Annotated in this window: 23 protein-coding genes; 4 read left to right on the top strand and 19 right to left on the bottom strand. The window is 48.6% G+C overall.

Annotation, left to right across the window (positions count from 1 at the left end):
* Window position 1: 1 nt before the first annotated feature.
* The 3 genes from LOZ80_RS38645 to LOZ80_RS38635 form a co-directional block, all read right to left on the bottom strand.
* Entirely contained in the window at window positions 2-349 is a 348-nt protein-coding gene (locus LOZ80_RS38645) for a helix-turn-helix domain-containing protein (RefSeq protein WP_238169432.1), read from the bottom strand.
* Window positions 350-609: 260 nt separating this feature from the next.
* Window positions 610-1401, bottom strand: a complete 792-nt coding sequence (locus LOZ80_RS38640) for a TrmH family RNA methyltransferase (protein ID WP_443147097.1) — start codon at window positions 1399-1401, stop codon at window positions 610-612.
* Between the two features lie 25 nt (window positions 1402-1426).
* Window positions 1427-2086 carry a potassium channel family protein gene (locus tag LOZ80_RS38635; protein WP_238169430.1) on the bottom strand — a complete coding sequence of 220 codons (660 nt, stop codon included), beginning with the start codon at window positions 2084-2086 and terminating at the stop codon, window positions 1427-1429.
* A gap of 159 nt (window positions 2087-2245) precedes the next feature.
* On the opposite strand from LOZ80_RS38635, the gene sspI reads away from it, so the two are divergent.
* Entirely contained in the window at window positions 2246-2449 is a 204-nt protein-coding gene (gene sspI, locus LOZ80_RS38630) for a small acid-soluble spore protein SspI (protein WP_189019013.1), read from the top strand.
* Window positions 2450-2656: 207 nt separating this feature from the next.
* Here the strand turns inward: sspI and LOZ80_RS38625 are convergent, their stop codons facing one another.
* From LOZ80_RS38625 to LOZ80_RS38610, 4 genes are read right to left on the bottom strand one after another with little or no spacing between them, the layout of a single operon-like run.
* Window positions 2657-3751, bottom strand: coding sequence for a Gfo/Idh/MocA family protein (locus tag LOZ80_RS38625; RefSeq protein ID WP_238169429.1), 1095 nt, complete (start codon window positions 3749-3751; stop codon window positions 2657-2659).
* Between the two features lie 21 nt (window positions 3752-3772).
* Window positions 3773-4402 (bottom strand): ThuA domain-containing protein, encoded by a 630-nt coding sequence (locus LOZ80_RS38620; RefSeq protein WP_238169428.1) that lies wholly within the window; start codon window positions 4400-4402, stop codon window positions 3773-3775.
* A gap of 33 nt (window positions 4403-4435) precedes the next feature.
* Window positions 4436-5602: a Gfo/Idh/MocA family protein gene (locus LOZ80_RS38615; RefSeq protein ID WP_238169427.1), complete on the bottom strand. Its 1167-nt coding sequence runs from the start codon at window positions 5600-5602 to the stop codon at window positions 4436-4438.
* Window positions 5603-5655: 53 nt separating this feature from the next.
* Complete coding sequence (locus LOZ80_RS38610; RefSeq protein WP_238169426.1) at window positions 5656-6702, bottom strand: LacI family DNA-binding transcriptional regulator; 1047 nt, start codon at window positions 6700-6702, stop codon at window positions 5656-5658.
* A 262-nt stretch (window positions 6703-6964) separates the two neighbouring features.
* Here LOZ80_RS38610 and LOZ80_RS38605 point away from each other — a divergent pair, with 262 nt between their 5' ends.
* The gene (locus tag LOZ80_RS38605; RefSeq protein WP_238169425.1) at window positions 6965-8326 is read left to right on the top strand and encodes a putative bifunctional diguanylate cyclase/phosphodiesterase; all 1362 of its coding nucleotides are present in this window, start codon (window positions 6965-6967) and stop codon (window positions 8324-8326) included.
* Here LOZ80_RS38605 and LOZ80_RS38600 read toward each other — a convergent pair.
* From LOZ80_RS38600 to zwf, 5 genes are all read right to left on the bottom strand, one after another.
* On the bottom strand, window positions 8321-9082 hold the full coding sequence (locus LOZ80_RS38600; protein WP_238173230.1) for a YheC/YheD family protein: 762 nt from the start codon (window positions 9080-9082) through the stop codon (window positions 8321-8323). The genes LOZ80_RS38605 and LOZ80_RS38600 overlap by 6 nt on opposite strands.
* Entirely contained in the window at window positions 8988-10271 is a 1284-nt protein-coding gene (locus LOZ80_RS38595; RefSeq protein WP_238169424.1) for a glycosyltransferase family 4 protein, read from the bottom strand. Before LOZ80_RS38595 ends, LOZ80_RS38600 begins: the two co-directional genes overlap by 95 nt.
* 138 nt (window positions 10272-10409) lie before the next feature.
* The gene (locus LOZ80_RS38590; protein WP_238169423.1) at window positions 10410-11993 is read right to left on the bottom strand and encodes a peptide chain release factor 3; all 1584 of its coding nucleotides are present in this window, start codon (window positions 11991-11993) and stop codon (window positions 10410-10412) included.
* A gap of 43 nt (window positions 11994-12036) precedes the next feature.
* Entirely contained in the window at window positions 12037-13107 is a 1071-nt protein-coding gene (locus LOZ80_RS38585) for a metallophosphoesterase family protein (RefSeq protein ID WP_238169422.1), read from the bottom strand.
* A gap of 102 nt (window positions 13108-13209) precedes the next feature.
* Window positions 13210-14745 carry a glucose-6-phosphate dehydrogenase gene (gene zwf, locus LOZ80_RS38580; protein ID WP_238169421.1) on the bottom strand — a complete coding sequence of 512 codons (1536 nt, stop codon included), beginning with the start codon at window positions 14743-14745 and terminating at the stop codon, window positions 13210-13212.
* A 192-nt stretch (window positions 14746-14937) separates the two neighbouring features.
* On the opposite strand from zwf, the gene LOZ80_RS38575 reads away from it, so the two are divergent.
* On the top strand, window positions 14938-15294 hold the full coding sequence (locus LOZ80_RS38575) for a hypothetical protein (RefSeq protein ID WP_238169420.1): 357 nt from the start codon (window positions 14938-14940) through the stop codon (window positions 15292-15294).
* Between the two features lie 52 nt (window positions 15295-15346).
* Here LOZ80_RS38575 and LOZ80_RS38570 read toward each other — a convergent pair whose 3' ends face one another.
* Window positions 15347-15793 carry a GNAT family N-acetyltransferase gene (locus LOZ80_RS38570; protein ID WP_238169419.1) on the bottom strand — a complete coding sequence of 149 codons (447 nt, stop codon included), beginning with the start codon at window positions 15791-15793 and terminating at the stop codon, window positions 15347-15349.
* A gap of 164 nt (window positions 15794-15957) precedes the next feature.
* Here LOZ80_RS38570 and LOZ80_RS38565 point away from each other — a divergent pair, with 164 nt between their 5' ends.
* A complete protein-coding gene (locus tag LOZ80_RS38565) occupies window positions 15958-16677 on the top strand; it encodes a hypothetical protein (RefSeq protein WP_238169418.1) in 720 nt (239 codons plus the stop codon).
* A 63-nt stretch (window positions 16678-16740) separates the two neighbouring features.
* Here LOZ80_RS38565 and lepB read toward each other — a convergent pair whose 3' ends face one another.
* The 6 genes from lepB to LOZ80_RS38535 are packed head-to-tail and all read right to left on the bottom strand — an operon-like array spanning window position 16741 to window position 20896.
* Entirely contained in the window at window positions 16741-17289 is a 549-nt protein-coding gene (gene lepB / locus LOZ80_RS38560; RefSeq protein ID WP_238169417.1) for a signal peptidase I, read from the bottom strand.
* A gap of 32 nt (window positions 17290-17321) precedes the next feature.
* On the bottom strand, window positions 17322-17969 hold the full coding sequence (locus tag LOZ80_RS38555; protein ID WP_189019037.1) for a response regulator transcription factor: 648 nt from the start codon (window positions 17967-17969) through the stop codon (window positions 17322-17324).
* A gap of 41 nt (window positions 17970-18010) precedes the next feature.
* A complete protein-coding gene (locus LOZ80_RS38550) occupies window positions 18011-19072 on the bottom strand; it encodes a sensor histidine kinase (protein WP_238169416.1) in 1062 nt (353 codons plus the stop codon).
* Window positions 19073-19097: 25 nt separating this feature from the next.
* Window positions 19098-19886 (bottom strand): cell wall-active antibiotics response protein LiaF, encoded by a 789-nt coding sequence (liaF, locus tag LOZ80_RS38545; protein ID WP_238169415.1) that lies wholly within the window; start codon window positions 19884-19886, stop codon window positions 19098-19100.
* Window positions 19887-19926: 40 nt separating this feature from the next.
* Window positions 19927-20571 carry a PspA/IM30 family protein gene (locus LOZ80_RS38540; protein ID WP_238169414.1) on the bottom strand — a complete coding sequence of 215 codons (645 nt, stop codon included), beginning with the start codon at window positions 20569-20571 and terminating at the stop codon, window positions 19927-19929.
* 28 nt (window positions 20572-20599) lie between these two features.
* A complete protein-coding gene (locus tag LOZ80_RS38535) occupies window positions 20600-20896 on the bottom strand; it encodes a hypothetical protein (protein ID WP_238169413.1) in 297 nt (98 codons plus the stop codon).
* Window positions 20897-20922: the final 26 nt, after the last annotated feature.

The following is a 20922-nucleotide window of genomic DNA, read 5'->3' as shown; positions in this document are numbered from 1 at the left end:
GTTATCTCCTTAGTTTGATATTAATAATTTCAAATATTTCTAACTGATTTTCTGTACTAAGTTTTCTAAATGCACTAATTAACTCACTCTCAAATGAAGTTGATTGCAAATTACGATATTCAGACTCTTTCTCTTCATCCACTTGGTTAATAGAACCAGTAAGCAACCACTCCAATGAACATTCAAAATTTTTGTAAATAGAAACAACCGTATCTACAGCTGGTTTACTTTTTCCTGCTTCTATATCGCTCAAGCTACCTTGAGAAACACCAATTAGATTTGAAAAATCAACTTGATTTAAGTTATGGATCTTTCTCAACCTTTTTATGTTTTCACCAATAATATTCATGGAAGCCTCCCTTGTAAATTAACGATTTATGACAAAAATTTTTCCAGAAATTTTCAAGATAAAATTCACGAACTTCTATTCGTTCTCACTCTAAATTCATGCTACTTCCTAATCGCATAGCACGTAAAAAATCCCGATGCATCAAGGCTTCAAGCCACATCGGGACTAGTCTTAGTAGTGACAAAATTACGTTCCAAATCTATGACAAATGACGTTCCAAACGGTGACAAAGTGAATTACAACTCACAGTTATAAAATATCTACATTCCACCCAACCGCTGCCGCGAAGCCTCAAACAGCAGCACCGTCGCAGCCATCGCAACGTTCAGCGACTCCGCCTTGCCCTGCATCGGGATGATCACCTGCACATCCGACTGCGCGGCAACCTCCGGCGACACGCCCTTGCCTTCGTTGCCGAGGATCAGCCACGTCGGCTGCCGCAGGTCCGTGTCGTAACACGAACGCTCCGCTTGCAGGCTCGTGGTCACAAGCCGCACGCCGCGCTCACGCGCGAGCGGCAGCAGCACCCCCAGATCTGCCTCGACAATCGGCAGATGATACATCGATCCCATCGTCGAGCGGATCGTCTTGGGGTTATACAGATCGACCGTGCCCCGGCCGAGCACAACAGCATTAGCCCCGACGGCATCCGCGCTGCGGATGATCGTGCCGAGGTTGCCTGGGTCCTGAACGCCATCCAGGACGACAACCAGATCATGCTCGCCAGCGAGCAGCTCATCTATACCGAGCTGCGGCCGAGCGACGATGGCCAGCACGCCTTGCGGGGTCTGCGTGTCCGAACATTTCTCCAGCACGGCTGGGCTGACGCCAACCCATTCCACTGAAGAAGCCTGGTCAAGGTCATCCCACCCAGCTGGCGCACCCTTTTCCAAACTATAAACGATCGTTTCCACCATAGCCCCAGCACGAAGTGCCTCTTCCACCAGATGATAGCCTTCAATCAGATATTTTCCTTGCTTGTCCCGGCCGCGACGCTCCAGAAGCTGCGCCCACTCTTTGACTCTGGCATTTTGGACAGACATGATTTGGATATGTATATTTTTCATTTCATTCAACCTACTCCGCGAAAGTCACTTCAAAAGCTTGAAGATTCGAATTTTTACCAACTAATACGAGGATATCGTCTGATCGCAAGGTTTCTTCCGCACTCGGTGGAATGATCAGTTTATCATTTTGTTTGATCGCGATGACATTGCAGCCATATTTGGCCCGAATATCAAGCTGTATAAGGCTTTTGCCAACCAATTGTTTCGAAGCTTTAATTTCCACAATGCTGTAATCAGCAGATAATTCGATGTAATCAACAATATTAGATGAAATTAAATGATGGGCTACACGCTGTCCCATATCTCTTTCGGGGTATACGACTTTATCTGCGCCAATTTTTTTCAAAACTTTGCCATGCAGATCATTAACGGCTTTCACGACAACCGTAGGTATGCCCATTTCTTTAAGGATTAATGTAGTCAGAATACTTGCCTGAATATCTTCGCCGATCGCCACTACGACAACGTCAAAATTACGGATACCCAGTGCTCTCAATGCTTCTTCATCGGTCGAATCGGCTTGTACGGCATGTGTGACAATCGAGGAGATTTCCTGCACAGTGTCTTCCCGAGAATCAATCGCCATCACTTCGAAGCCTAGTTGTGACAACGTTCTTGCGACACTGGAGCCGAATCTTCCCATGCCAATAATGGCAAATTGCTTTCTCATCAGCTTATGTTTCCCCCAAATTCCAAGTTAATGTTCAAAGTATAACATAGAACTGTCCCTCATCTCACTCTCAGCCAAAGGTGGTGAAGTGTGGGAGGATGAACGGGCGGCATCTTGCACATATTAATAGTGATAACGACATGGAAGCGAGGTCCACATATGAATATTACTTTAAGACAGGCCATCGTCCAGCGAGTCCAGAATAAATCGAATGATGAACTTCAAGAAGTTATTGAAGATTCCATCGGCGGAGAGGAACGGGTATTGCCGGGGCTTGGCGTACTTTTCGAAATCATATGGCAGCATAGTGAATCCAATATTCAGAACCAACTGGTCGAAACGCTTAAAGATCATCTCGAATGAAACGATGTCATTGGTTGGCTAGGGGACTGCTTAGGCAATCCCTTGGCTGGCTTTATCCCAACACACCTGGGAATTGGCAAGCAGCCGGATGTCTTCCACTCGAGAAGCCCAAACTCATGTTAACCCTAGCCTAGCCAGATAGCAACAAAAAAGAGGTTATCCCCAAGCAGTAAACCTTGGTGGACAACCTCATCTTTGTGCGACAACTTATAAAATAGCATCTATTTCCAGTGGAGATGGCCTCTCGCAGCTGCTTTGCATCACATAGTGCTTGCCTGAATCCGAGGCATCATGGAAGCCATGCATCGCTTCCAGCACATGGTAAGCCAATTCACCGTTGGCACGATGAGCCTCATTCTCACCGGTAATCAAGGCTTCAGCCATAGCGGCAACACCAAGGCCGCGACTATTTTCCGTGTAACCATGTGACAGCGGAATAGGTTCCCAATCAGAGCCATGCTTGCGAATCATGACTTGACCGCCGAACGTGTTCGGGTCCGGGATGCGCAGAGAGCCTTGGCTGCCATACACTTCAAGGTTTGGCAGCTGAGTGCCTCCCATAATATCGAAACTTGTCACGAGTGTGGCAATCGCTCCGTTATGGAAATCAAGAACGCCAGCTATATGGGTAGGTGTTTCTACAACGATTTTTTGCCCACGCTTCTTCTCGCTCGTGATCGTTCGCTCCGCGAAGCTAATATTCGTGGAGCCCGTCACTCGGCGAATCGGGCCCAGCAAAGCCACAAGGGCTGTCAGGTAGTAAGGACCCATGTCGAACATCGGGCCGCCTCCCTTGGCATAGTAGAACTCAGGATCCGGATGCCAATGCTCGTGCCCTTTTCCCATCATGAAGGCCGTTGCGGCGATCGGCGTACCGATCCAGCCGTCATTGATAAGCTTCACGCATGTTTGAATGCCACCGCCAAGGAACGTGTCCGGCGCACTGCCCACTAGCAATCCTCGAAGGCGGGCAACCTCCAGAATCTGTTGTCCTTCTTCACGCGTAACCGCTAGCGGCTTCTCCACATAGACATGCTTGCCAGCTTCAAGCACTTGCAAACAAACTTCTGCATGCACAGCTGGGATCGTCAGATTGATCACAATATCAATATTGGCATCCTGCAGAAGCTCTTGAACAGAGTAGGCATGCGGAATGTTGAATTCCTCAGCTCTGGCTCTGGCGCGGTCTAGATCAATATCTGCACAGGCCAGCAGTTCCAAATGTGCAAAGTTAGGGATATTTTTCATATACGCTGCACTAATATTCCCACAACCGATAATACCGACTTTCTTCTTGCTCATTCCTTTGTTCCCCCTAATGTGTTATCTAGTCGCCCACAATAAACCGCGACGCATGAGTTCTAGTGTTTCCGGCATGCGGACAATATTGGCCTGATGCCCTAATGAATTATAATAAACTTTGCCCGCTCCATAGGTTTTGGTCCACACAACAGGCATCTCCACATCGCCGAAATCTGTTACCGCATGAACCTGAATAGCGGGGTCCACATGCATATAATACTTCTCCGAAACGACCACGAAATCAGTCATTCCCGCTGTAAGATGATGTCCTGTATCCTTCATCCGAACCGTATAAGTCACGCCGTCATTGCCAGGATGCGCTACCCACTGCCCACCTACCATGTATTGATACTCCACTTCATTCCGGAAAGAATCGCCCATGCCGCCGTGGCAGCCTGCGATGCCTGTTCCGCCTTCCTTGACCGCAGCGATCAAGGGTTTCAGTTGTTCGCTTTCAATTTTTCCCATCGTCCACACAGGCACAATGAGATCAACGCCAGCAAGCCGTTCCGCATCTCTGAAACTGTCCAAGGTATCGGAGACCTCGACCCCATATCCTTCGTTGCGCAGTACATCTGCCAATATTCCCGCTACCTCTTCCGGCTGATGGCCATCCCAGCCTCCCCAGACGATTAATGCCTGTTTACCCATACACAGCTTACCCCTCTCATTTGCCTATCTCTCTTACACTTCACTTATGCTCACCCAGCGACGTTCTGCAATCGATTGATCCACTGCTTCCAGCACTTCCTGGCATTTCACCCCATCATGGAAATTGGGAACTGGCTGGCGGTCCTCCGCTATCGCAGTCATTAACTCCACAACCTCATGAACAAAGGTATGCTCATAGCCAATCGTATGTCCCGCAGGCCACCAAGCATCCATATAAGCATGAGGGGCGTCTGTCGCCAGAACACGTCTGAAGCCCTGAACATCCTCGTCATCGCTTGTGAAGTACACCTGCAGTTCATTCAAACGCTCAAAATCAAACTTCACACTACCCTTACTACCGTTAATTTCAAAAGAATTCGTGCACCTGTGCCCTGGCGCAAATCGAGAAGCCTCGAAACTGCCCAGCGCGCCATTCGCAAAACGCGCCATAAACAGCGTCGCATCATCCACCGTAACAGGACCGGTTGGGGCATCCTTGCTTCCCTTGGCGCTGAGACCGGCCATCTCGGTAGGCAGCGGGCGCTCTTTGACGAACGTTTCACTCATTCCGATCACTTCCTTCATGTCGCCAACCAAGAAATGAGCCAAATCGATCAGATGCGCGCCCAAATCCCCATGTGCCCCGGAACCGGCGATTTCCTTCTGAAGGCGCCAAACCAAGGGGAATGTTGGATCTACGATCCAATCCTGCAAAAACCAGGCGCGGAAATGGTAGATATCACCGAGACGGCCGCTCTCAACCAACTTCTTCGCAAGCTGCACCGCTGGAGCAAACCGATAGTTGAAGCCCACCATGTGCTTCACCCCGGCTGCTTCCGCCGCTTCCAGCATTTCCCTCGCATCCGCAAGGGTCAGCGCCAGCGGCTTCTCGCAGAACAGATGCTTGCCGGCCTTGGCGGCGGCCAGCGCAATTTCCTTGTGCGCATCACTGGGCGCATTGATATCGACAATGTCGATCTCGGGATGCGAGACCAGATCGCGCCAATCGGTGACATACCCATCCCAGCCGAATTTCTCGGCCGCTTCATTAACACCGTCAACATCTCTGCCGCAGATGAGCTTCATCTTCGGCACCGCTGTTTGTGGGAAGAACATGGGCGTATCTTTATAAGCATGGCTGTGCGCCTTCCCCATAAATTTATAGCCGACCATGCCAATATTGAATGATTTCGTAATCATGATTAAATGCCTCCTTATAATCGTGTTATTCCTTCACTCGCTATTACCCAATTTCAAGACTTTTGACTTCGATTGGCCTGATTTCTTTTGGATGATTGTCTGACCACCACTTGGGTAGGCAGCTTAATGTGCGCTGGATGAACCGCTTCTCCATGAAGAACGCCCGCCAATACGCCACGGGCGGCTTCCTTGCCCATTTCGAAGAAAGGAACGCTTATGCTGCTTAGCGGAGGATCACTAAGTTTGGCCGCATCGGAGTCATCGCAGCCAATCACGGCGAAGTCCCGTCCGCCTACCCAGCCTCGCTCTCGAAGCCCTTGCATCAAGCCGATAGCCATGCGATCATTGGCAGCGAATACCGCTTCGACTTGATCTCGCAGCTCCCATAAGCGCGAGGCTGCTTCATAGCCGCTTTTGCGGCTGTAATTACCTTCGAGCAGCAGCTCCGGAGCGACTTCCAGCTTCGCATCCTGCATGGCTTTCTTATATCCCTCAAGTCGATCGACGGAATTCGAGTATCCCAGCGAGCCGTTCAAGAACGCAATCTTTCGGAAGCCCTCATCCTGCAAATGCCGAACGGCTTGATAACTGCCTTCCACATGATCAGCATCTACCTCATGGAAAGACAACCCTTCGAATCGCTGATTAACCAAACAGAAGGGATATCCTTGTTCTTGCAAGTGCATAAGCGATTCCCGCTGCCCTGGCGTGTCTCTGGCGCCCAGAATCACACAAGCATCTACTTTCTGAGAACGATAAAGCGAGGCATAATCCAGGCTCTCATCCGGTTTCATTAGCGACAACAGCAGGTCATAGCCAAGTTCCCGCACTTGTTCGGCGATGCCGCTTAATATTTCGGAGAAATAATAAGCAGAGAACAGATGCACTTTAGGCATATACGGCAGCACCACGCCAAGATTCCCGCTGCGTCTTCTCGCGAAACTTTGGGCAATCGCGTTCGGATGATATTTCAACAGCTCGGCCGCTTCCAGAACTCGCGCCTTGGTAGTAGGCTTCATAGGTCCAATGCCATTAAATACACGAGAAACGGTCGCTTCAGATACCTTTGCCAGCTCTGCTACCTCTTTTCTTGTTACCATGAATAACCCTCCTTTCATTGCTATGTTCGTTCATTATGTACACGCGTACATTTTCTCATTTTTCAGGCTTCATTGTCAACAACTATTGTTCGTCGATCATTTTCGTCACAGTTCGACATTTTCATTAAAGTTTCACAAAGGCGCCTCGCGAATAATGCTATTTTTTGGAAAATAAACTAATTTATAATATTGTCTCCAGCTTGCCTTTCGTTTTATGATAAAAGGTAAATGAACAACTATGATGTGGGAATGAGTGATCGCAATGAAAGCAGTCTGGCGCCTTTTTCACTTGGCCACAGCAACAACCTTAGGTACTCTGCGGAGTACCCATCAAGTCACTCGTATTCACCATCGCCATAATCTTCAAGACCTGATTCATAAAGCGATTCGCCCTCCCAAACGTGTCTCTAGCGCATCGTCCTCCTGTGTCCTTCTCATGCTCGACATCGATCGTTTTCGACACATTAATGCCTCCTTCGGCTATCGATATGGTGATCTTCTGCTTCACCAAGTAGCGGAGAGGCTGCAAACCGTTCCACATTGTGACCTTGTTGTTCAAACAGGCGATGATGAATTCGGACTTCTTTTATGTACAGAATCGCAAGAACAGATGGCTTCTCTTACCTATCAAGTCCAACACCTCTTTGATAAACCCTTTCTTGTTATGGAACAGATTTGCTATATTAACGTCAGCATAGGGACAAGCCAGATTAATCCCTCTGTTTCCATCGAAGAAGCCATGCATCAGGCAGATCGAGCGTTGTTAGCGGCCAAACAGACAGGCAAAAACAAACTGGTTGCGTATCACTCACTGCTTCAACAACCATTCAGCAATCAAGTTCAAATGGAAACCGAACTGCGCCAGGCTATTATAGAAAATCAGCTTATGCTCTACTATCAGCCGCGTCTTGAACTTTCGACAGGCAACATTATATGCCTGGAAGCTTTGGTGCGCTGGAATCATCCTACACTCGGCCTGGTTCCTCCGAACGAGTTTATTCCGCTTGCAGAAGAGAGCGGCTTAATTCTACCCCTTGGCGAGTGGGTCCTTCGGGAAGCTTGTCTACAGAAAGTGAGATGGCTGGAAGCAGGTATCCTGAACTACCAGATTGCCGTCAATATCTCTCCATGTCAGTTTCAAGATGAAGGCTTCTCTGATAAAGCCATTCATATTATCGAAAAAACAGGCATTGATCCTTCTTACTTGGAATTCGAAATTACCGAAAGCTCCATCATGCAGAATATGGAGACAACCATTGCAGTCTTGGAGAAACTATGCACTAAAGGCATTTCCATTTCTATCGATGATTTCGGAATCGGCTACTCATCCCTCAATTACTTGAAGCATTTTCCTATTCATTGCTTGAAAATAGACCGATCCTTTGTCCAGAATATCCAATGCAACAAGGACGACTTGGCCATTACCACTGCCATTATCCATCTTGGACATGCCCTTAACGTACAAGTTGTTGCCGAAGGCGTAGAAGAATTAAGCCAGCTTGAAATATTGAAAGAAACGACCTGTACGACCATTCAAGGCTATTTGTTAAGTCCTCCTGTATCCGTCTACGAAATCGAGCGAAGCTTTGACCAATACAACAACAGACCGGTTATGATTTCATAACCGGCTGTAAGATCTGGAATACCGTCTGATTTTGGCAAAAATGCGTTTGTCCGTCAAGCGACGGAAAATGAATGGATCTGGACTCGTATTGACTTCGAGAACCCAAGGATGCAAGTCATGATCCAGAGCGACATCGACACCGATTTCCTTAACCCCTTTATATCGCGCATTCATTGCATTCGCTATTTGGACCCCAAGCGTACGCAGCTTCTTGATGTATCCCTTCCGTTGACTTGCTGGCAAATAACTGTGCAGCAGCGTTTCTACGGACTTCAAGGTGCCTCCGTTATGAAAATTCGTCACAATCTTGCTCGGATGCGCTACACGGCCAATAATCCCCGTTGTTTCCCACGTTTGAAGCGGCGTTTTCTGCACCATGACCCTCAGATCAAAACGGTTCCCTCTGTATTTGAGCAAATGAATCCCTTTTTGTGCCAAATAGGGTCGACTCTTCGTCACCCGGCTGATAGAAGCATACATCTCTTCGAACGTTTTAAACTTTCTTACAGTTACGCCGGACTGATACGAGAAAAGCTGCTCTTTTTCCTTCTCTTTTTCTTCTGCTTTCCCGGATTCAGCTTGTTCTACGCGGATAACACCATTACCAAACATCCCAACATTCGGTTTGATATAAACCATTTTATACTGTGCGAGCATTTGTTTAAGTGTCTCTAACGTCATCCGTTTCGTCGTTGGCACATATTTCCTGAGCGATGCCCTCGCTTCCACAGCCTTCGTCTTGCCAATTTTGCTCATAATATACCGGGGATAACGGATCCCGCTCCGTTTCTTGGAAGTCTTCTTCATGTTCCGCCTCCAGCTTCAGTCTATACAAATCGGCCAATGATTGTGCTGTGGCCTGCCAGCTGAATTGATTCACGACATCTTGCCGCGCCTGTCTGGCTAAGCATATCGCCCGTTCCTTTTGCTTCGCGATGGCCACAATTCCCTCTGCGAATGCCTTGGGACTTCGGAACGAATGTATCAATACACCGTTATGCTCATGCAGTATCACTTCTTTGATGCCGCCATTGGCTGAGGCAATAACAGGCAGCCCGGATGCCATTGCTTCCACATTGACAAGTCCGAACGCCTCATGCTGTTGGGATGGGCAGACGAAGCAATTCGCAAGCCCATAGACATGATGCATCCTGCGATGCGGGATATTCCCTAAGAACTTCGTGGGCACCGCAAGCTTCTTAGCCTTCTTCTGCAGCGCTGCTTTGAAACCTTTGCTTTGCTCTCCGCCTGCGATTAGCAGCTTCATATCAGGAACGGATTTCCTTGCCAAATGGACAGCGCGAATCAGTAGAGAAATCCCCTTGCGCCTAATCAGTCTACCTGCGTACAAGACCTGAAAACCGCTGCCAACGCGGTATTTCTTCCTAAGTCGTCTGATCGCATCCGTCGATCTTGGACTAAACCTGTCTACATCGGTGCCCAGATAGATTTTGTGAACCTTGCCGCTCTGCTTGGGGTATAACCCTACTAACTCTTGTTCCAATGAGCTGCTATTCGCTACAATCCAGTCCACTTTGTCTAAATGTTTGGCACACCTCGCAATGGACGCATAAGGAGGCTTCATGAAGGTCAAAGAGTGCATGAAGAGAGAGACCGGTATACGGGGAAAATGCTTCTTGACCATAGCCGCATAATAGGGTCTATTATCAACTTGAATCCAATCATACGTCTTTCCGCGAGTGGCCTTGAGTACTTCATGCAAATAGCGGTTTTTGCTCCCTGTAGGAACTCTAACGATCGTGAGCCGACCCTCCCGCGTCACATGAGCGTACTTCATATGCCGCCTTGAGATGACGGTTACATGGTGCTCTTTGGCAAGCTGGCGTGCGATAGCGTGTATGCATATTTCGACGGAACCACCCAAAACTGGGGGTACTGGAATCTGTTCAGGAGCAACAATCAAGACGTGCACGTCTGTGTTCACTTCCTTACCTGCCAGTGTAGGAGTACTTCATTACCCGTACCTATTGTATGAAACAAACCGACCATTGGCGACTAAAATGAAAGAAGAGGCCATCCCCCAGATGATCATCTGGGAAAGGCCTCTTCTTTCATTTTACGCTTATGGAGCACTCGTTAGAAACTTCGCGGTCGGATTCTTCTCAACAGAAGATCTGAGTGCATATTCACTCTCGAACAAACCTACATAGTTGCCCTTTTTGTCCTTCACCAACTGGGAGTTAATCCGGAATTTACTTGGATCAATCTTCTCGTCCACAATCCAACGCGCGAACTGATAGTTCTGGCGCTGTAATAGGATGTCTACGCCATATTCCGATCTCATCCGGTGCTCAAGCACCTCGAATTGCAGTTGGCCGACAACACCAAGGATCATATCTTCGAACCCGAATGTCGTGAACACCTGGATCATACCCTCTTCTGTCAACTGATCAATCCCTTTGAGGAACTGCTTTTGCTTCAAGGCATTTTTGATCGAAACCTTGCTGAAGAGCTCTGGCGAGAACGTCGGCAGCTCGTCGAAAACAATCTCTTCGCCTTCGCTGAGCGAATCCCCGATTCGGAAAATGCCCGGGTCGAACAACCCGATAATATCTCCAGGATAAGCTGTCTCCACGATATCGCGATCTTGGGCCAAAAATTGCTGCGGCTGAGCGAGTTTAATATCTTTGCCGATACGAACATGCTTCACGGACATCCCGCGTTCGAACTTGCCGGAAACGATCCGCAAGAAGGCAACACGGTCGCGATGGGCCGGGTTCATATTCGCTTGAATTTTGAACACATAACCGGAAAACTTTTCTTTCGTAGGCTCAATTACACCTGCTGTACTATTCCGCGGCTCCGGCTTAGGCGCAAGCTGCAAGAAATTCTCAAGGAACGTCTGAACACCGAAATTGTTCACCGCACTGCCGAAGAAGACAGGCGTAAGCTCACCCTTAAGCACTTTCTCCATGTCAAAAGGATCTCCCGCGACGTCGAGAAGCTCGATATCCTGGCTTAATTGCTTGTGCAGGAATTCACCGGCAATTTGTTTCACTAAGGGATCATCAACGCCATCCACTTTGCGAACTTGAATATCTTTGTGATCATCACCTTGATACAGCTCTAATTGCGATTTGCCGCGATCGTACACGCCGCAGAACTGTTTGCCCGAACCAATCGGCCAGTTCATCGGGTAGGAACGAATACCGAGTACTTCCTCCAGTTCTTCCAACAGCTCAAAAGGATCACGGCCTTCACGATCCAATTTATTGATAAAGGTGAAAATCGGGATGCCGCGCATCCGGCAGACCTGAAACAATTTCTTCGTCTGAGTCTCTACCCCTTTGGCCACGTCAATAAGCATCACTGCGCTATCCGCGGCAGTCAGTGTCCGATACGTATCCTCACTGAAATCTTGGTGACCAGGCGTATCCAGAATGTTGACACGATGACCTTCATAATCGAACTGCATCACACTCGAAGTAACCGAGATACCACGCTGCTTCTCAATCTCCATCCAGTCTGATGTAGCATGTTTACTGGCTTTACGTCCTTTGACCGTACCTGCCAACCGAATGGCTCCTCCGAATAAAAGGAGTTTCTCCGTCAGTGTTGTTTTCCCCGCATCCGGGTGAGAAATAATCGCGAACGTCCGTCGTTTAGCGACTTCCGTCTCGAGAAGTTTAGAGAGTTGCGTTGTCATTTGTTAGTTTATTCCCTTCTGCTTTTACATGAATACAATTTCTTCAAACCTGCGCTTTTTGCAAATCGATGCTCCAGTTCGCTTCATCAAGGAACGTACGGTTGCTGAATTCTCGCCCTCGCACGACGACCTTATCCGCAAATACCTGCACATAGATACCTTGCGCTTTCGTCTTGGCTTCCTGCTGATAGGCGCGGTTTAACGTCCTTCCGACCGAAGCATTGTGGAAAAAATGAAACGTTTCTTGCACGTAATGCGGCGTTCCATTCTGGAAATCCTGATGACGATGTCCGCAGAACACAAATACATTTTTGTAGGGCTTTAGAATTTCGCGGAATTTAATAGCTCGGATTAATTGATGCGATCCCCCGTCTGCCCCGCTAGGCGGCAAAGGTTGATGCGTCATGACGAACAGGGGTCTTCCCGGCTGGTATAAACTTTGGACACGTTCTTTGAACCAAGCCAACTGTTCATCGGAATACCATGCGCCTTCCCCGACTTCCGGTTTCTCTTGCACATAGGCTTCTTGCGACAGCAGCAGGATCGAGTGCCCCTTGGTTGTGAAATCATTATAGACTTGCGAGTAGCCAAAAAATTTCTTGAACTGCTCTCTGCTCATCTGATCACTTTTGCCATTCGGAACGGCGGCTTGATCCCAGCTATTCGCTGTATTGATCCAGATCGTGTAGTAATCATGATTCCCCATATTCGCATGAACAGGCGGAAGTTTATATTCACTTACAATGGTACGCAGCTCTTTATAATCTCGTTCCGTCCCTGTATCCGTCAAGTCACCCGTCAACATAATCGCATCGACAGGACCGTCGAACTGCTTAATATCGTCCAATGCTTGCCGCAGCTTCTTCCCCGTCGATGGATCACCGACACTGACATGCAGATCGCTTAATATAAAATAGGACATAAGCGGGCCAGTTGCCAGTGGTTCAGTCGTCGTTTGCACCACGGGTTGCGCGGGTTCAGGCTTGATCGATGACACTGCAGGCTGATCTGCCTGCATAAATTTGTTCTTCACCTTTTGACTGAAAAAGGCACTTAATCCAACCAATGCAGCCCCAATGGCAAGCAGCCATCTGATAAAAGCTCTCCGCGACATAAACGCACCCCAAGTATACTAATAAGATTTACTCCGTACTTGCTATTATACCATAAAAAATCCAACAGGCAGAGTCGCCTGTTGGATTTTATGCGTGTTGTCTTAGGTTAAAACCGTTGTCTTCTGTACGGCTGCCCAATCCACTTCACCTTCATGTTGACCATTAATCGGCCACCACTTGAAGCCATCCTGACTCAGCAGCTCTGTTGCTTCAACTGGCCCCCACGATCCGGCTGGGTAATGCTTGAGATCAGCGGATTGCTCCGTCCAAGCTGCTGCGATACGATCAACGTAAGACCAAGCGAGCGCAACTTCATCCCAACGGGTGAAATACGTTGAGTCACCACGCGTAGCATCATGCAGCAAGCGCTCATAAGCTTCCGGCGTGTTGATGCCGATCTGACAGCTTTGGCAGAAATCCATAGCAACCGGCACGATTATGCCTTCAGAGCCTGGCTGTTTCGCATTCATCTTCAGATAGATGCCTTCCATCGGATTAACGCGGAATACGAGCAGATTCGGTTCAAGCTCATGCTTTTTGGCTAAGTAAACATTATTCGGAATGTTTTTGAACTCGACCACGACTTCCGTCGTTTTGACCGGGAGCCTTTTCCCTGTACGGATGTAGAATGGCACTCCCGCCCAGCGGAAGTTGTCCACATGCACTCTTGCAGCAAAATACGTTTCTGTCGTCGATTCCGGATTAACCGAATCTTCCTCACGGTAAGCCGGCAAATCCTTGCCGCGGCTCGTCCCGCTCGCATATTGCCCACGCACCACATTGGCACGCACGTCGTCACCGGATTCGAACAGACGCAAGGAGCGAAGCACCTTCACCTTCTCGTCGCGGATATCTTCCGGATGCAAGCGGCTAGGCGGCTCCATCGCCATCATCATCAGCATTTGCAGCATATGGTTTTGACCCATATCGCGCAAAGCTCCAGAGTGGTCATAGTAACCACCGCGCTCTTCGACACCCACGGTTTCGCTGAGTGTAATTTGAATATTAGCTATGTATTTATTATTCCAAAGCGGTTCAAAGAAAGCATTCGCAAAACGTACGAATTCGATATTTTGCACCATTTCTTTGCCTAAGTAATGATCGATGCGGTAAATATCTTTTTCTTCGAACACTTGGCGAAGTTGTCCATTCAATCGTTCTGCGGACGGCAGATCGTAGCCAAACGGCTTTTCAATCACAAGACGGTGCCAACCTTTGGTTTCCAGCAAGCCGCCTTCGCTTAAATTGTAAGACACGTTGCCGAAGAGCTCTGGCGCCAAAGCCAGATAGAACAAACGATTGCCGCCTGTTTCATATTTCTCATCCAGCTTGTTTGTGAGCACATTCAATTCGTGGAATCCAGCCACATTGTTAATGTCCAGCGACATATATTCAAAGCGCTCTGCAAAACGCTCCCACTCGGCCTCGTCTGCAATTTTGTAACGCGCAAAATCTTGAATCGAGTTTTTCACGTCATCGCGAAACTGCTCATTCGTGCGCGGTCTGCGGGCCAGACCTACAACTGCAAAATTTTCTCCCAATTTACCCTCGCGATAAAGGCTATAGAAGGCTGGAAACAGCTTCCTTTTCGCCAAATCACCCGTTGCTCCGAAAATATAGAATACAGCTCCACTCATCTATGCATCATTCTTTCTCTATTAGAATAAAGTCAATATGCTTAGCATACCTAAAATTGTCAAGCTATTCAACTTTTCTGAGTATTTTTACTAATAACATTTTCTTATACCAAACTAGACATTTGTCTATACCGATCGCACTAGCACCGAATAGGCTACAGTACACAATACTACGGAGGTGCCCTTAACCTTATGCAGCCCATTCATCCGATTACAGAAAAATCCTGTCGCAGCTTTTGCGGAAAGCCTGTTCTCATTTATTTGATCAATGGTTCCGAAATCTATGGTGTCCTAAGTCGTGTAGAAAAAAACAGCTTAATTCTCAATGAAGAAACTAGTCCCAAACTCAGCTCTACAGCCAAAAAAGGTAAACCGAGCAAGTCTTTAAAAACGAAACAAACGAAACCAGCAAGTCATCATCCGTCGCTGAATCCCATCCCTACCAACTATTCATCCTTTGGTCTTCCGCTCTTTTGGGGCGCAGCCCAGACACCGATGGCAGCCCTAAACATTCCGCTTAGCCAAATTTCAGCCATCTTCAGCGCATAAAAAAACGGCTGTTTTCAGGTAGATACGTCTACTTGAAGACAGCCCCTCTCACCTATCGGCCGATCCGTTTACTCATTCGGTAGCAGCTCAACTCTGCAAGGTATTCTTTGATCTCATATCCCTGTCTGGCATAGAAACCGATGGCGTTAGGGTTGCTGTCGTCGACAAAAAGCTCCGCGGATTGGCAGCGCTCACTTTTTCCAAAGTCTTCAGCCATCTTCATCAGCTCGCGCCCCCTGCCTTTGCCCTGTTCACGGGCATCAATGGCCAGCATATCCACGAACAAAACATGCGATTTGCGGATTACCGAGATGAAACCGAAGGGTTGTTTCAAGCCTTTGGCAAGGACAAATGTTTTGTTATGGTTCAGCCGCTTGCGTATTTCCGAGAAAGTTATAGAAGCACCTGTGTCATATAACCTGGAAAAGGGTACTAACTGTTCAACAACCAATCGATGGATTGCCCGGTCGTCAACAGAAGGCAATCGTTTGCGAATCATAGGGCACCGCCTCCACAAGAAGCAATAATGCTATCTTATGTCGGTTATTCGTGAAATGACCCCCTCTCCAAACACACATCTTATTTGTTCGAACGCAGTAAGTACCAATTTACCCCAGTGCTTGCGAATGGTATACTATACATAAGCGAAATGAGGTGTTTTGAATGATCAATGCCTATCCACCAATCACAGCGATAAGCAGCTATCAGACCCATAAGGATTATTACCGTGTCAGCGCCGTCCGGGCGACCTCCGGTGGGAAGTCAACCACCGTAAGGGAATCTCTGAACATGCCCTTCGAGGGACTGCCTTACAAGCAATTCGCCCAGAAAGCCGCCAAAGGGGTGGCCGGATTTGTTCAATCCGCCCAAGTGGTCAAACAGTCCGCACAATCCTTAATGAACGCTCGCCTATCCACGGCTGCTTTCCCAGCAACTTCCCTCCATGCAGATGCCGATAGCGAAACTATCCTAGAACCTATCCGTCAATTTGTTGATACTTATAATCAATTTCAAAATAGCTTAAAGGATTCACCTGAATACTTGAACCGTTCATTGCTGAACGGGTTTGAGCAAGCGGCTAAGCCTTATGCCTTGCAAGAGATCGGCATTACCAACCTCGATGACGGCACCTTGGAGCTGGCGGAAGATGAGCTGCATCATCAGCTTATTAACCCGTCAGGCTCACTGCGCAAAAGTCTAGGCAGCGTGACGAGCTTCGCGGCGTCCTTAGCGAACTCACTTGGCCAGTTGCAGCAATTGCCTTCCGAGTCTTTCTTTCAGCTCTCCAGTTCGCCGCTGAAGCCCTACGGCCAATATCGCTCACAGCTGCAAGCATACTTGCCCGTTCCGATGAGCGGATTGCTGCTCGACGCTCAGATGTAAACCAAAATAACGGCCCTCGCGATGCTCATGCGCCTGCATGCTCACCTCGAGGGCCGTTTGCTGTTAAAATAACTTTTTGCCTAAAACATGATCCAGTGGAACAAAGCCGATCACACGGCTATCCATGCTATTATTGCGATTATCTCCCATCACAAAAACATGATCATCCGGCACTTTCCATTGCTTGTTGCCGTTTGTCCGCATAGCCTCATTGATATAGGGCTCATCGAGCAGTTGCCCATTGCGGTACATTTTATCATCTTTGAGCTCTAATTGATCTCCAGGCTTGCCAATTATGCGTTTGATCCAGACATGATTGTCATCGCCTTTGGTGAACAGACTAAGCAGCGGACTGTCGAGCAAATCGTTTTTGAACGTACGTTTCATGTCAACACGCGAATCAATGATGACAATATCACCATAGTTGGGTTCATAATTAAACGTATGAGACAGTTTAGACACGTACACGCGCTGAGTGTCATGCAGCGTAGGGTCCATTGAATGACCCATAACCTTCGTGGATTGGAACACAAACACACCAAGAAATACGACTAGTACAAACGAAATGGCAATGGAACCGAACCAGCTCCAGATTTGCTTTAATAAATTCATCCTTATCGCTCCTTGTAACTTAGCTGCTACTGCTATTCTGCCAACCCATGCTTAAATGCATAAATCGCCGCTTGCGTGCGATCTTCAACACCTAATTTGGCAAGTACATTCGTAACGTGGAATTTCACGGTCTTCACACCAATGAACAAATCGTCCGCCAACTCTTGGTTCGACTTGCCCTTCGCGATCAACCGCAGCACTTCCATCTCGCGATCCGTCAATTCCTCATGCGGCGCCGCGACAGGCTTTGGCTGGCGAAACCGGTTCATGATCTTGGAGGCCACCTGCGACTCCAGAATCGACTGCCCCTTGGCGGCCGCTCTGATCGCTTGCGCGATCTCAGAAGCGCGTGACGTTTTGAGCAAATAGCTGAATGCTCCTGCTTCTATCACTGGATACATTTTCTCATCATCCAGGAAGCTCGTCAACACGATGACTTTGCAATCCGGGTACAATTGCAGCAGCTTCCTCGTCGTTTCGATCCCGTCCATGCCTTCCATAACTAGATCCATCAATACGACATCAGGTCGATATTCCTGAGCAAGCCGAATGCCGTCATGGCCATTGCTAGCCTCTCCCACCACTTCAATGCCATCCTCTGTTCCTAATACGGCTGCGAGTCCGATTCTTACCATTTCATGGTCATCGACAAGCAAAACTTTAATCAAAGCGTCGTCCATTTGCTTCTCCTCTCACTCCAAACGATTTCTTGACTCCTCAGCTAGCCTTCAGCAACAAGTTCAGAAGCAAGTATAGGCACCCTGATTTCAATCCGTGTTCCACGATCCGGTGCTGTGATAATGTCTACTGAGCCGCCAATTTCGTTGACCCGCTCCTTCATCGATACGATGCCATAAGAAGTGAGCTTCTTCGCATCCAATTCAAAGCCGACGCCATCATCACGAATTGCCAGACGAACACCGTCCGGACGATGCAGCAGCTTCACTTCCAGCTTGTTCGCCTTGGAATGACGCAGTGCATTCGAGAGAGCCTCCTGCACAATCCGGAATAAATGATCTTCAATCCCTTTATTTAAACGAATTTCTTCGTCCATATCCCACGTGATCGCCATCGGGACCTTCGCAGCGAGCTCCTTCAGCAGCTCCACAAGCCCTTCTGACAGCCGTTTGCCTTCCAGATGAATCGGTCTTAGATGGAGCAGCAAAGCCCTCATCTCGGACTGCGCCACAGAGGCCATTTCCTCAATCAAATGGATTTGGCGCTTGGCCTTCTCGAAATCCTTGTCCAACGTCCGCCCAACCGCCGTTGCGGTCATCGAGATCGCAAACAACTGCTGGCTCACCGCATCATGAAGCTCCCGCGCCAACCGCTGCCGCTCTTCAATAACCGCGGATAATTTGGCCTTCTCTGCGAGCTCGGCATTATCGTTGGACAATCGCTGCAAGGAAGTAACCTGTTCTTCCCAGCGCTTCATAATCCGCCCCAACTGCTCGCTGAGACGGCCAATTTCATCTTCCCCATATTCGAAGCCTTCACGGGAAAATGTGCCTTTTTCCAGTAGAATCATCGTTTCCATCATCGGCTCAAGCCGCCTTGTTATACGACTGCTATTCCAATAGCCATAGCCTGCTCCTATGCTGCCGATGATCAAGATCGCCATAAAGGTAAACTTCACGCCTTCCTGCCAGTTCGCAAACGGCACGATCAAATTGCGTGATTGCAAAAAATAAATAATAGCGCCTAAGACAAAGAAACTAAAGATGATTGATTCAGCCATACTGCGCCATATCATGTTGGTTAATCGCCGTTTATAGCCGTCCAATAGGTACTGAACCTCCTCCACTACGTTACATTACTTTAATCTTGATATCTCCTACGATGTAGGAAAGAACTAGTTTCACACGATGATCACAGTGCTCATAGTTGGGTGATTGCCATGTTAATTTGTTCATTACGCCGGATTCCTTCTCATTGGCCACCTGAATTTGTCCAAAAGTCACGGAAGTAGCTACGGAGACACCGATATCATCAGGCACTTTAATGTCCACATCACCGACGACCCCTTGTAGAATCAACGTGGTTTCTTTTTGTTCCAGAATCGCAAGGGAGAGATCAATATACGTTTCACCGATAATGTACCAAGTCGAGCTGTTGCGCAAAATCCACGGCTCGCGGCCCAAGCGGACGCTGTCCATCAGCTTTTGCTTTTGAATATACGTATCGTCCTTGTGCACTTGCTTCGACCGTATAAAAAACAGGCCTAGTGAAATTAAAACAATAGAAAACACAATTGTAATGTGATCTCCGAATAAGATGACCGCCCCGATGCCGATCAACACATAGCCCTTGCGTTCTTTACGTGAACGAACCCGATGAATACCAAGCAAGACGAGGATAATCGCAAGAATGGGGAAAAAGCCTATCGTATGGTCTAGAAGCAAAAAAAGACCGGCTCCAATCAGCACAAGTGCTGTATTCCGGCTGCGGTTGTTTTTGGTTTCTTCGCCCATCGCTGCACCTCCTCTGGCTGCCAAATTTAAATAGCTGATATAGAACCCTAGCATACCATAAGAATGGACGACCTCCAAGATGAAATCCTTGATCGGCAAGGCTTTTTCGTGAATCTTGAAGGTCATGCGGTGCGCCGTGTCTCCGGCGCTGCACGATGATTCGCGGCTATTTCTTGCCGCTCGAGTCCTTTTCTTCGCTGAAGCTCTGATGCTGCCAATCCTGCTTGAGCTTGCCGCGCAGCGAGCGCAGCTCCTGCTGAAGATTGCCGCCGGCTTCCTTCAGCGTCTCACGCGACAGGCGGCCCGCGACGCGGAGGCCTTGCAGCGCTTCCCGGCCAAGCTCGCGGCCGGTCACTTCCAGCTCGCGCCATGTGTCGCGAGCATCCTTCGGCGGCAGCCCGCCTTCCGGCTGCCGTTCACCTGCTGCGTGCCCGGCACGCAGCCCGCGCAATTCATCCGCAAGCGCCAGGCACAAGTCCTGGCTGCTTGCGTATTGCGCGCGGAACTGCTCGCTAGCGGCTTCCTCGCGCAGCTTCTCTTGCAGTGCCATCCGCGCGAGGTCCTCTTCGCCGGCGCGCATCGCCAGCTCAGCTTGCTCGCTCCGCAGCTGCGCCATCTCCTCGGCGTTCACACATAGCCGTCTCAGCTCTATCGTATGCTGCAGCGCTTCCTCATAGCGCTGTTCCAGCGCCTTGATCCCGCGCTGCCCCGCTTCTGAGGCGCTGCCTCCCCGCTCATGCTGATCCAGCTTGCAAGCAGCTTCCTGCCAGGCCGTCTCAGCCATTTTACCAATCCGATTCAATATGCTCATTATGCCACACCTCCTATTTTCTCATCGATTAAAATTCATGATTAGATGGAACATCCTGTTTCTTCAGCAAGCGGAAGCCATAAACCAACATCCACACAGCCAAACCGAGAATCAGGAGTCCAGACAATTTGAACGTCAAGATCAAAGCCCCTATGCCAAAAATCAACCATCCTATTTTCTTTTCATTCTGTATGCCGACATAGCCCAACACCACCATGGACACCGGAATCAGCCATCCCATTAAATGACCAAATTGATGTAAACAAATCAGTAAGCCTACTGTAATGAAAAGCAATGCGATACTTTTTGATCGATCCAACCTCATCTTGCCAACCGCCCTTCGTGTTTGCT

The sequence above is a fragment of the Paenibacillus sp. HWE-109 genome (assembly GCF_022163125.1).
In the GTDB taxonomy this organism is placed as follows: domain Bacteria; phylum Bacillota; class Bacilli; order Paenibacillales; family NBRC-103111; genus Paenibacillus_E.
The sequence above is the reverse complement of the archived record's forward strand: the minus strand, read 5'-3'. Positions and strand labels throughout refer to the sequence as shown.